Here is a 13,463-nt window from a genome sequence, read left to right on the forward strand (position 1 = left end):
TTAATTGGTTCTTTTGACATTCATTTTGTAACATTAAAACTTGACAAATAGTAATTTAAGCAATAGAAGTTACATATTTTAAAATTTAGCTCCCTTCAGATTCAAAATCCGCTATTCAGATTTAGTCCTTTCATAGCGTTTTTTATAATTTAGGGGAGTTGTTTTGGTAATTGCTTTAAATTGTCGATTAAAATTAGACATGGTTCTAAAACCGCTTTCATAGCTAGCACGAGAAGCATTGATTTTTTTTTCAATTAATAGCTTACAAGCATGTCCTATTCGAATTTCACTAACAAATTCTGAAAAAGTTTTGTTTGAATGAGTTTTAAAATATCGACTAAAAGATGTAGGAGTCATATTGGTCAATTTGGCTAACTCGCCAATTGAAATTTTTCTTTGAAAATGTTTCATTACGTAAGCATACACTCTATTCATACGCTCCGTATCACCTTCCCTAAGGGTATTGGTATAACCAGAACTAGCGATAGATTTTATATTACTAGTTTGTGATAATAAATTTAATATATGCATTAAACCAAGTACTGCATCAAACCCTTCTAATTTCGGAAGATTAGAAATCCTTTGACTTATTTCTTTTACAGCAGCTCCGGTTATATCGAAACCACGCAAACTTTTTCGAAATAATTGCCGTAATAATATTCCTTCCTCCTTATTTAATAATTCATCTCCAATAAAATTTTCATTAAAATAAACTACTATACCTTCTGCTCCATTACCGCCCGCATTAATAGTTTCAATATTATCGCTACGCCATAAATGTGGCAAATTTGGTCCTAATAAAGTAATATCACCAGCCTGAAATGATTTTACGTGATCTCCAATAAAACGAGTTCCTGTTCCTTTAATCACCATAAACAATTGATATTCTGGATGGAAATGCCAATTTGGATCAAAAATCGATTGTCTTAACTCCTCAACTACAAACGCATGGGTCTTTGGAATTGGTGATTTTTGTAGCGCTGATTTCATTTTTTACACTCTTAATCTTAAACTATTGTAGCACTAAACTATCTATTAAATTTAACATTTTACAATATTGCGATATAATACAGTCAATATCTGCAATAAGACAGTCCAATTTATGTGATTTTAATACTTAAAATTGATAAATAAATAGAATAGTGGGTTATGAATAGCATTTTAAAAGGAATTTTTGGAGTTTTACTTATAATTCCATTATTAATTGGTTGTAATACGAAAAAAGAAAAATCATTTTTTGTAGATGACCAACCTAGACGAATTGAATTATTATTTCTCGGACACGAATTAGAACATCATAATTCAAGAAAGTATTTCCCAATTCTTGCTGCTGCGCTAACTAAAGAAGGTATAAATATCACATATACTGAAAATACTAATGATTTAAATTCTGATAATCTAAATTTATATGATGGTCTAATCATCTATGCTAATCATGAAGAAATCCTTCCAAATCAAGAATCAGCATTATTAGACTATATTTCAAATGGTCATGCTTTAATCCCAATTCACTCAGCTAGTTTTTGCTTTAAAAACTCATCGAAATATATAGATTTAGTTGGCGCACAATTTAAGGAACATAGTGAAGGTATTTTCAAAACAACTATTGTAAAAAAAGACCACCCAACTATGCTAGGTCTTGAAGAATTCTCTACATGGGATGAAACGTATGTCCACGATAAAATAGCGGATGATATTGAAATTTTAATGGAGCGTGTAGAAGGTGAACATCATGAGCCTTGGACTTGGGTGAAATCCGTCGGTAAAGGAAAAGTATTTTATACAGCATATGGACATGATGAACGTACTTGGAATCAAACCGGATTTCAACAATTAATAAAACAAGGAATTCTGTGGTCAGTTGACGCTATAGCCAATAAAAATTGGGAGGCCTATTCAAAAGATATTCCAACCCTAGCGTATGAAGAACGTGATAATATTCCGAATTACGAAAAACGTGACTCGCGCTTAAAATATCAATTACCATTAACACCTGAGGCATCAGCCAAATTAATTCAGGTTCCGGTCGAATTCAATCTAGAATTATTCGCGTCGGAACCTGACATTATTAATCCAATCGCCATGAATTGGGATGAAAAGGGTAGACTTTGGGTTATTGAAACTGTTGATTACCCCAATACAGTACGTGATAAAAATGGTATTGGTGATGACAAGGTGAAAATATTAGAAGATACTGATAATGACGGCAAAGCTGATAAAGTGACCATCTTCGCAGAAAACCTAAACATACCTACTAGTTTTGCATTTTATGACGGGGGCATAATTGTTTCTCAGGCACCACATTTCTTATTTTTAAAAGATACTGATGGAGATGACAAAGCTGACATTAGAGAAATAGCAATTGACGGCTGGGGTACATATGACACCCATGCAGGGCCATCAAATCTTCAATACGGAATTGACAATAATTTATATGGTGTTGTTGGCTATTCTGGTTTTGAAGGCACAATTTATGGTGAAGAATTGGATTTCAACCAAAACATGTATCGCTTTGATCCTAAGAATAAATATTTCGAAGTCTTAACAAATACAAGTAACAATACTTGGGGCTTAGGCATAACTGAAGACAACTCGCTTTTTGCATCTACAGCAAATAATACACACAGTGTTTATTTGGGAATTCCTAACAAAATAATGAAAGACGTTGAAGGCATTCCTGCACAAGGTAGTCTAAAAATTGATGGCCATTATGCCATGCAACCTTTAACACCAAACATTAGACAAGTTGATGTTTTTGGAGGATTTACTGCTGCCGCAGGACATCATTTTTACACTGCAAGAAATTATCCTAGTATTTACTGGAATAAATTTGCCTTTGTATGTGAACCAACGGGAGGCCTTGTACATATTGCCAAAATAGAGCGAGAAGGAGCTAATTATATTGAAAAAGATGGTGGCAATCTGTTTGCTAGTTCTGACGAATGGGTTTCACCAGTGGAAGCCAAGGTTGGGCCCGATGGTAATGTATGGGTAGCAGATTGGTATAACTTTATTATTCAACATAATCCTACTCCGAGAGAAGACAATGCTGGTTATGACGCTACAAACGGAAAAGGTAATGCTTATGAAAACCCCTTACGAGATAAGTCTAGAGGTCGAATTTGGCGAATTGTTCCAAAAAATGATATAGCAAAAACTGCACAGTCTTTAGATAAGGAAGATTCTGATGATTTAATTAAGGCGCTCTCGAATAACAATATGTTTTGGCGTTTAACTGCACAACGTTTGTTAGTTGATAATGAAAATAATGAGGTACTCTCAGACCTATACAAATTAGCTAATAATAAAAAAGTAGATGCAATGGGCATGAATACCTCCGCTCTACATGCGCTCTGGACAATCAATGGCTTAGCAGATTTAAGTTCTAATAAAGATGCACTCAACACTATAGTCGATGCTTTAAATCACCCCTCATACGCCGTTAGAAAAGCTGCATTACAAATAATTCCTAAAAATGAAACAAGCGATAAACTAATTTTAGATTCAAATCTTCTTGCTGATAAAAATGAGTTGGTTCGCTTAGCCACATTACTTTATTTTGCTGAGCGACCAGCTTCGGATGCCATCGGCTCAAAACTATTTAATATAAGCGAGGAAGAATCAATTATTGCTGATGATTGGTTATCTAAAGCAACTTATGCCGCTGCTAGTAAACATTCCAAAGGCTTTATAGATGCTTTTACTACCTCAAACCCTGATTTCAAAGTAAATGAAGAAACCGTTAAGAAACGTCAAGAAATAGACTTTGACGACAGCAAATGGAAAACCATGCAAATACCCCAGTATATTGAAGATGCAGGCTTAGAAATGGATGGAGTTATCTGGTTTCGAAAAGAATTTAATTTTAGCTCATACGAAAAAACTCACATCTCTTTAGGCCCAATTGATGATTCCGATATTGTATATATTAATGGTGAAAAAATTGGTGCCACTGAAAAAGATTATGAAAGGAACCGATATTACGATGTGCCTACAAAATTGCTCTTAAAAAATAAAAATGTAATCGCCATACGCGTTGAAGACACTGGTGGAGGTGGAGGCATTTATGGAGAACCTGAACAACTTTATATTCGTTCTGGTAATAAAACCACTAAGCTTTCTGGCGAATGGAAATATGAAATTGAAACTAATTACTCCCAAGCGTCTAAGAATGCTTTTAGCGAAACCTCTATAGCTCAAGTTTTTACAAAAAACTATGCTAATTCAAGTGTTAAAGACAACACCAACGATATAGGTAGTGATCGCAATAGTACTGTTATCAATATGAAAACAATTAAAAATGAAATGAAATTCAACCTTTCAGAAATTGTTGTTGAAGCTGGAGAGTCAATCGAATTGGTATTGGAAAATGTTGATTTTATGCAACATAACCTCATCATTATTAAACCTGGAACTATTGAAAAAGTAGGAGCTGCCGCAGATAAATTGGCTCAAGAACCTAAAGGGGCCGATCTAAATTATGTGCCGAATATGAATGAAGTTCTTTTTGCTACAGATTTAATTAACCCACAAGAAACCGTCACCTTAAAATTCACCGCCCCAAATGAACCTGGAATGTATCCATTTGTCTGTACTTTTCCGGGACATTGGCGTTTTATGAAAGGTATTATGAAGGTAGTTAGTAAATAAAAAAATATGTCAAAAAATATACAATTCGGTGTTAGCACTTGGCTCTGGCAATCACCGTTCACAACTGCATCTATCGCTCTTTTTCCGAAGATTAAAAAAATGGGATTTGACGTTGTTGAAATACCTGTTGAGGATCCAAATTTGATTGATAGCGCCATTGTTAAACAGGCCCTAAATGACAACGGATTGAGACCTACAGTTTGTGGTGTTTTTGGTCCAACTAAAGATTTGACTGCAGCTGATATTAGCTTGCACAAAAACTGCTTTCAGTATATAGAAGAATGCTTTAAGCTTTGCTCAATTTTTGAAGTCGATTTTTTAGCAGGCCCTATGTATTCAGCAGTGGGCAAAGCACGAATGGTTTCTGAAGAACAACGGAAAATAGAATGGAACTTAGCCGTTACCAACCTTCAAAAGGTTTGTGAAATAGCAAAAACCTATGATCAACAAATTGCCTTAGAATCATTAAACAGATTTGAATCTGATCTTATAAACACCGCTGATGATTTATTGCGATTAGTCAATGACATTAATGCGTCTAATGCCAAAATATTACTCGATGGTTTTCACATGACAATTGAAGAAAAAAACGTTCGAAAAGCTATAAACTCAGTTGGGGATAAATTAATTCATGTACAAGTTTCTGAAAACCATAGAGGAATTCCTGGAACAGGATTGACACCATGGGATGATTTTAAATTAGGTTTACAAGACATAAATTATAAAGGAGCCATGGTCATAGAAAGTTTTACTCCGGAAATAAAAGAATTAGCAGGCGCCGTATGTATTTGGAAAAATCTTGCAAATAGTCAGGATGAATTTGCATCTGAGGGACTCAAATTTTTAAAACAAACATTTAATTAATCTAAAATGAAAAAAATAAATATAGCTATTGTTGGATTAGGGTTCGGTGCAGAATTTATTCCAATTTATCAAAAACATCCGAATGCAAATTTGATAGCTATTTGCCAAAGAAACGAACCCAAACTAAACGAAATAGGAGATGCTTTTAATATTGAAAAAAGATTTACCTCTTATGACGAATTATTAATGGATTCGGACATTGACGCGGTACATATTAATACTCCTATCCCTAATCATGGAGAACAATCTATTAAAGCATTAAAAGCGGGCAAACATTTAGCCTGTACCGTGCCCATGGCAACTACTGTTGAAGAATGTCAACAGATAGTTGAATTGGTTGAAGAAACCGGTTTAACTTATATGATGATGGAAACTGTAGTATATGCTCGCGAATTTTTGTACATGAAAGAGTTGTATGAAAATGGTGATTTAGGAAAAGTTCAATTTTTAAAAGCCAGTCATCAACAAGACATGGATGGTTGGCCAAATTATTGGCCAGGATTACCGCCAATGCATTATGCAACGCATTGTGTAGGTCCTGTTTTAGCTTTAACTCGTGGTCAGGCTGAATATGTTTCTTGTTTTGGTTCAGGAACAATTCGAGAAGAATTAATTAATGAATACAACTCACCTTATGCTGTTGAAACCACACATATTAAATTCAAAGATTCTGATTTAAGCGCTCAAGTCTATCGCTCTCTTTTTGATGTTGCGCGCCAATACAGAGAAAGCTTTGAGGTCTATGGCTCTAAAAAATCTGTAGAATGGCCACTTATAGAAGGCAAACCATTAGTAGTACACACAGCTAAGAAACCTGAACCAGAAATTCCAGAAGAAATTGAAAGTCCGGATTTTGCAAAATTATTACCTAAGGAAATTCAAGGTTTCACTACCCACGGGGTTTATGATACTGATGATAATACACATCTATCTTTTACACAAGGAGCTGGCCACGGCGGTTCACACCCACATTTAGTTCATGAATTTGTAAAAGCTTTAATTAACGCTGAATCGCCATATCCGAATGCTAAGCAATCTGCAAATATTACTTGCGTCGGTATATTATCACATGAATCTGCATTAAAAGGTGGCAAAATAATACGACTTCCAGATTTCACTTTTAATGAGTGAATTTCAACTAATCCACATTGATTAATATTTAAGAAACATAATACTACAATTAAAAAAATAAGTGCAAAACTAAATCAAATTATGATTATCATTTTTAGCACTTAAAGAATTATTCTATATTGACATGTTTAACTCTTATAATTTTAAATTAAGTGTGTTCAAAAAACATGAAAAAATTGAGATAGTTTCTTATATTCTTATTTAAAAACTAACACAAATAACATGAAAAAATTAAAACTTTATTCAACTATTAAAAGCTTTGCTCTGGCTTTTTTACTCATTGGCAGTTTCTCATGTAAAAACAGTGTAAAAAAAGAAGCAGTAAGTGAAGAGAACACTAATGAAATTATCGAAAACAGTACAGCTAATTTTGGTGGTTTAGCGTTGTACACCGTTCGCGATGATATGGGAACTGATGCTAAAGCTACACTGCAAGCAGTTGCTGATGCTGGATACAAAAACATAGAGGCTGCGGGATATGCTGATGGCAATTTTTATGACATGTCTCCAACTGATTTTAAAGCACTTTTAGATGAATTAGAATTATCCCCAATTAGCACGCATCAAGCAACCGTTACTCTTGAAAATGCTGATGCAATGATGGCAGATGTAAAAGCAGCGGGATTTGAGTATTTTGTTATTCCTATTCCTCCTATGGGTATGTTTGAATACAACCAGGAAAAACAAAGCATGGGAATGAATGGAACTGCTGTAGATCTTGCGAAAATATTAGACACATTGGGTGAGAAAGCATCAGCAGTAGGACTAAAATTATTATACCATAATCATGATTTTGAGTTTATAAAGAATGATTCGGGCGAATCAATTATTGATTATTTATTAGAAAACTGCAACGCTAACCATGTAAACTTTCAAATGGACTTGTATTGGGTTACAAAGGCAGAAGCCGACCCTATCGCCTATTTCGAAAAATACCCAGGTCGTTTTATAATTTGGCATGTAAAAGACATGGATTCAAAAGGTCGATTTGCTCCAGTTGGTACTGGCAAAATAGATTTTGAAAGCATCTTAGCTAAAAAAGAATTGTCTGGGATGAAATATTATATGGTAGAACAGGACAAGACTTTCGACGGAATGAAGCCGCTTGAGGTTATTAAAACTAGTCATGAGGGATTAAAGAAAATAGGTTTTAAATAACCCCATTTATTTACGACATTTTAGTGTGAATACACTGAAATGTTATACACCTGCGCCAACCAAACATTAATCATACTGAACCTATTATCGTTAATATTCAGCATTTAAGACTTAGCTGACTTCGTAGCCATTGTTATCACTAAAATTTCTTCATTATAAATTCGGCAAAAATTACCAAATGAAATCAAAACAGTGAACCCTGTCGTTCATGTGAAGACCTCAGTCGTTTAAAGATTTAGAACAAATGTTTTAATAATTTTAAAGATCTTTTACAAACCAACTTAACATAGATTTAATTAAAAAAGATGCCTAAATTACTTTATGCGCTCCTAATTGGAGCTCTACTTTTAAAAACCACTACTGTTTCAGCTCAAACCAACACTACCATAAGCGGAAAAGTTATTGCTACTGACGGCTTGCCTATTGAATTTGCCACCGTGTTAGTTGGCAATCCAGAAAATCAAAAACCGATTGCTGGAACTACCACCTTAGAAGATGGTGCTTTCTCTCTAGAAACTAATGTAGAAACTTTTTATATTGAGATAAGTTTTATTGGCTTTACTAAGAAAACTATAGAAAATCCAAAAATAATTGAAGGCAAAATTGAACTAGGCACCATAACCCTCGAAGAAGACTCCCAGCAATTAGATGAAGTTGTTGTTGAAGGACAAGTCTCACAAACAGTTTTCAAATTAGACAAACGGGTTTTTAACGTTGGTGCAGATCTAAGCAGCACTGGAGCCAGCGCTCTTGAAGTTTTAAATAATGTTCCCTCTGTCAATGTAAATATTGAAGGTGCGATTAGTTTACGTGGTAGTGAAGGCGTACAAATGTTAATTAACGGCAAACCATCAGTTATCGCCAATGAGCAAGGAAATGCCCTAGGCACCTTAACTGCCGATATGATTGATCGAATTGAGGTTATTACCAACCCATCTGCTAAGTATGACGCTGAAGGAACTTCTGGCATTATTAACATAGTCCTTAAAAAAGATGAAAAGAAAGGATTAAATGGTTCTGTTACATTAAACACTGGGGTTCCAAATAATCACAGCGTAGGACTTAGTCTTAACCGACGTACCGAAAAGTTTAATTTATTTAGTCAAATCGGGTTAGGTCGTAGAACTTTCCCTAGTGATAATGAAACAGAAAACCGTAATCTTACTGATAACACCTATATAAGTAGTATTGGAGAAAGTGACAAAAACGAGACTTTTTTCAACTTAATTCTAGGTACGGACTATCATATTAATGACTTGAATGTTCTTACACTTTCAGGAAACTTCGCCTATGAATGGGAAAAAGAAAATGCGAATGCAGATTATAGCACTTTCGATTCAAGCAACAATATAACTGATGCTTTCCACAGAAATGAACTTACTACGGCTACCAACCCAAAATACTCATATGAATTACAATACAAAAAAGATTTCGAAGGCAATGAAGACCAATCATTACTACTTAGCGCCACAGGAAACTTATTTGCAAAAGATCAAACCTCAGATTACAATAACATGGTGACCTTAGGTTCCGATGATGATTTAATACAGGAAACTCGAACTGATTTTAAACAGGCGGAGTATACATTTAAAGCTGATTACACACATCCATGGGCAGAAAAATACACTATTGAAACTGGAGCGCAATATCAAATAAATGATGTTTCAAATGATTTTGCCATAAGCGAATACATTAATGGAAATTTTATTGAAGATCCCGATTTAACAAATATTTTTGAATGGATTCAAAAAGTACTAGGCATATATACTACTGCGGCCTATGAAGGTGAAAAATGGGGATTAAAGTTAGGCTTACGTTATGAAGGCACCGATGTTGGCACCTTTCTACAGAACACCAATGTTAGTAATGACCAAAATTATAATAATTTCTTCCCTAGTGGACACACTTCTTATAAAGTAAATGATAATTTTTCATTACAAGCGGGTTATTCAAAGCGTATATTCCGACCAAGACTTTGGGATTTAAATCCCTTTTTGAATATTAGAAACTTTAATAGTAGACGAACTGGCAATCCGAACTTACAGCCTGAATTTACAGATAGCTTTGAAATAACAAGCATACTAAAAGCAGGTAAAACCTCAATGAATTTAGGCGTATATTACAGACATACTGAAGATGTAGTAGAGCAAATTGTTGAAATTGTGCTTGAGGAGGGAAATCAAATAGGCATATCCAAGCCAGAAAACATAGGCACCAACAATACAACTGGAATAGAGTTTAATGCAAAGTATTTACCCAATAATTGGTTATCATTTACTAATGATACTAATTATAATCAATTTGCACGAGAAGGAGAATATGATGGAACCGATTTTGATTTTAATGGAAACCAATGGTCCACTCGAATAACGAGCAAAATTAAGCTACCAGCAGATTTTGATGTTGAATTTACCGGTAATTACCAATCTGGCTACAGAACACTACTATCCAAAATATCTGAAACAGCCTTTATGGATTTCGGAGCAAGAAAGAAAATCATGAAAGGCAAAGCCATACTAAATTTAAGTATAAGAGATGTATTTGCATCAAGAATTAGAGAAACAATTACAACCCAATCAACCTCCTACATTCGAGATTTTAGTAAAAGAGGTAGATTTATTACGTTTGGTGTAAGCTTCGGATTTGGTAAGGGAGAAGCTATGGAATTTTCAGGACAAAAACGCTTTTAATAAATGACTCTTGAATGAAAAAATAATAGACACCATTTTAGAATATAGCCAAAACCATATATAATATTCAATCTATTTACGTCCACTTTCACGAGCACATTCTGTCTCAAAAACTATACAACTGTGTTCAAATTCATGAACTTTAAACAGTCTAGCCTACTTTAGTATTTATTATTATTAGTAGTTTTTTGTATTTCAATGTCTATTGTAATTCTGCGCATTCAACAACGTATTTAAATGAAAAAAAATGTCTATATAAGCTATATTTTACAATATAATACTTATAGGTATTTAAAATATAGACGCTTACATCTGCAAAATAAAAATTATTTTAAGCTATACCAACACCTTCTTGGGCAGTCCACAAAAGCTGGTCTGTAATTTTAATAATTTACAATCGAAATTGCATCTATTTTTATTCCAAAAGACAGCTAATAATTTGGTATTTTTCAGACTAGCTTGATTCAAAAATATGAATTCATAAACAAAATTCATGTCCATAATAAACCAACCGTTCTGTTTATTATACCAATAGTATTCTATAAATCATTGAGAATGGTAAATATTCTCATTTATAAAATCAACCAAAAAATAATAGACCTAAAGAATGCAAGAAATTTAAAAGAAAATAATTAAGGAAAACATCCATATTTAAAACTAAGCAACACTTGCATTTTATTTCTATTTAATACTTTAACCAGTACTATACTTACAAATTCCCACGTATATCAATAAATATGCGATGATTACAATCTAAAAATCTTATTCAAAAAATTTAGAATTTAATTTATAGCACTACAACAGTTTATCAGATATACTTCAATAACTTCAGCAGCTTTTAAATCCAAATTACCGATTATCTTTACCTAGAATTAATTAAAAATCGTAGCTCTTATCGAAATATTGGGAATTTATAACAGGCGAGACTATTTAAAAAAATAGAAATTAAATTTTATATACTTATTAGTATTTAATTTATCTCTAAACAATAAGTGCTATTCTATCGAAGCTAAAAAATAAAGTAAAATTAATTCTTCAAATTTGATTTAGACTAAACTAATATCTCTAAAAAAATTCTAATAATTTGACCTAATTTTAGCATCAAAATAAGTTCACATTTTGAAAAATTATCATTTATTGAATCGCAATAAATTGAATTAAAAATTTGAAATTTTCAATTTATATAAAAAACTACTGCAATCAATATACTAATAGGTATAATAACTATTTTCTATCCTTCCATGCATCAAACTCATCCGCAATATTATTATCAGTTAGCGGATAGAGTCCAACTATACTTCTTCCACCAGCAACCTTTTCCATCACAAATTCTTCAAACAATGTCATCTGTAAACATTCATCAGCAACTTCATCGGCAATCGAGGAAGGTATTACCATAACCCCATCATCGTCACCTACAAGAATATCCCCCGGAAAAACTGCAACATCGCCACAACCAATTGGCTCGTTTAAGGCAATTGCTTGATGCAAAGTTAAATTTGTTGGAGCTGATGGTCTTGTATGATATGATGGAATTTCTAAGTCAGCAATCTCAGCAGAATCTCTAAAACCACCATCGGTGACAACTCCTGCAACACCTCTTACCATTAAGCGTGTTACTAAAATAGATCCAGCGGAAGCCGCTCTTGCATCTTTTCTACTATCAATAACCAATATAGACCCTTCAGGACATTCCTCCACTCCTACCCGCTGCAAATGCTTTGGATCTTTAAAAACTGAAATGGGATTCAAATCTTCTCGTGCTGGTATATAACGTAAAGTATAGGCTTCACCAACCATAGTAGGCTTTCCTAATTTTAAAGGATATACATCTTGTATAAATTGCTTTTTTAACCCTTTTTTGAATAAACACGTTGCGATAGTAGCCGTGCTTACCCTTCGTAGTTTTTCTTTGGTCGAAATCTGTTTCTTATTCATACTACTATGCGTTACGCCATGTTTCTTTTAACCACTCTAAATCTTTTTTCATATGCCCATAAACAATCTCTTTGTCTATTGAAATAGATTTTGCTCCATGTTCTGCTCCCCCTAATTCATATTCTAAATGAAGAGAAATAGGCACATTAATATTGTACTTTTTTAGCAAGGAGAAATAGCGCTTAAAATCTACCATTCCTTCCCCAAGTGGCGTATCAATCAACTCCCATTTACCATCCAACATTCCCCATTTAAAATCTTTAATTACAATTGATTTTATGTATGGCTTAATTAATCTCAAACCAAGCTCCCAACTACCTCCTCCTTCTACTACAGCATGTCGAATATCATATTGACTACCAATTGCCTTATTATCTGTTAACTTTAAAATAGGTTCTAAATCCCAGATTGGAGCACCTACATGATTTCCTGCATGATTTTGATAACAACCGATTAAACCTAACTTAGCATTTAATACTTCTAATTTCTTTAATTGATTACCGTACAATTCCTGACTTTCAGCTATGCTTCGTTCTTCAGGATAAGCCAACCACCCTGTCCTATAATGTGTTAGCCCTAATTTACTTGCAGTTTCGAGTACTGTTTTTTGCACACTATTTTCAGCATCCAAAACATTTGTTGTCATCAACTTAGGCGATAATCCATATTTCTTCATAGCTGCAACCGCTTTTGGCAAATCTACCGCTACATTTTCGGGCAATACATGCCCCTTAGGCCTAACCGTTAAATCCAACCCATCAAAACCTATTTTAGAAGCTATTTCCGACATCTCGTCATAATTCAAAAACTGAAGATGTTTAGAAAATAGATTAACAGAAAGATCATCGTCTATATTTTCCACTACGGATTCAAAAGAACTCGCTACTCCTAATACTGGCATTGCCATTAAGCCAGTTGAGGATAGCTTTACAAAATCTCTTCTAGACAAATTACTGTTCCGTTTTTCCATTTTTCAAGGTTTTTTTAATTTTTGTTAGATTTTATGTTAAAATTTTGATAGTCTGACAAAGA

At 33.7% G+C, this 13,463-nt stretch carries 8 protein-coding genes; 5 read left to right on the plus strand and 3 right to left on the minus strand.

The window, feature by feature from the left end; genetic code table 11:
• Nucleotides 1-111: 111 nt before the first annotated feature.
• Nucleotides 112-990: an AraC family transcriptional regulator gene (locus ABJF52_RS09820; RefSeq protein WP_348149538.1), complete on the minus strand. Its 879-nt coding sequence runs from the start codon at nucleotides 988-990 to the stop codon at nucleotides 112-114.
• A 159-nt stretch (nucleotides 991-1,149) separates the two neighbouring features.
• Here ABJF52_RS09820 and ABJF52_RS09825 point away from each other — a divergent pair, with 159 nt between their 5' ends.
• The 5 genes from ABJF52_RS09825 (at nucleotide 1,150) to ABJF52_RS09845 (ending at nucleotide 10,493) form a co-directional block, all read left to right on the plus strand.
• Nucleotides 1,150-4,650, plus strand: coding sequence for a PVC-type heme-binding CxxCH protein (locus ABJF52_RS09825; protein ID WP_348149540.1), 3,501 nt, complete (start codon nucleotides 1,150-1,152; stop codon nucleotides 4,648-4,650).
• A gap of 6 nt (nucleotides 4,651-4,656) precedes the next feature.
• Nucleotides 4,657-5,514 (plus strand): sugar phosphate isomerase/epimerase, encoded by an 858-nt coding sequence (locus tag ABJF52_RS09830; RefSeq protein ID WP_348149542.1) that lies wholly within the window; start codon nucleotides 4,657-4,659, stop codon nucleotides 5,512-5,514.
• Between the two features lie 6 nt (nucleotides 5,515-5,520).
• Nucleotides 5,521-6,645, plus strand: coding sequence for a Gfo/Idh/MocA family oxidoreductase (locus tag ABJF52_RS09835; RefSeq protein ID WP_348149544.1), 1,125 nt, complete (start codon nucleotides 5,521-5,523; stop codon nucleotides 6,643-6,645).
• 222 nt (nucleotides 6,646-6,867) lie between these two features.
• Nucleotides 6,868-7,803: a sugar phosphate isomerase/epimerase gene (locus ABJF52_RS09840; protein WP_348149546.1), complete on the plus strand. Its 936-nt coding sequence runs from the start codon at nucleotides 6,868-6,870 to the stop codon at nucleotides 7,801-7,803.
• Nucleotides 7,804-8,108: 305 nt separating this feature from the next.
• Complete coding sequence (locus tag ABJF52_RS09845; protein WP_348149548.1) at nucleotides 8,109-10,493, plus strand: TonB-dependent receptor; 2,385 nt, start codon at nucleotides 8,109-8,111, stop codon at nucleotides 10,491-10,493.
• Nucleotides 10,494-11,717: 1,224 nt separating this feature from the next.
• Here the strand turns inward: ABJF52_RS09845 and ABJF52_RS09850 are convergent.
• The gene (locus ABJF52_RS09850; protein ID WP_348149549.1) at nucleotides 11,718-12,431 is read right to left on the minus strand and encodes a ribonuclease activity regulator RraA; all 714 of its coding nucleotides are present in this window, start codon (nucleotides 12,429-12,431) and stop codon (nucleotides 11,718-11,720) included.
• Between the two features lie 4 nt (nucleotides 12,432-12,435).
• Nucleotides 12,436-13,401 carry a sugar phosphate isomerase/epimerase family protein gene (locus ABJF52_RS09855; RefSeq protein ID WP_348149551.1) on the minus strand — a complete coding sequence of 322 codons (966 nt, stop codon included), beginning with the start codon at nucleotides 13,399-13,401 and terminating at the stop codon, nucleotides 12,436-12,438.
• Nucleotides 13,402-13,463 lie beyond the last annotated feature (62 nt).

The sequence above is a fragment of the Aurantibacter sp. genome (assembly GCF_039941195.1).
Lineage (GTDB): Bacteria > Bacteroidota > Bacteroidia > Flavobacteriales > Flavobacteriaceae > Aurantibacter_A.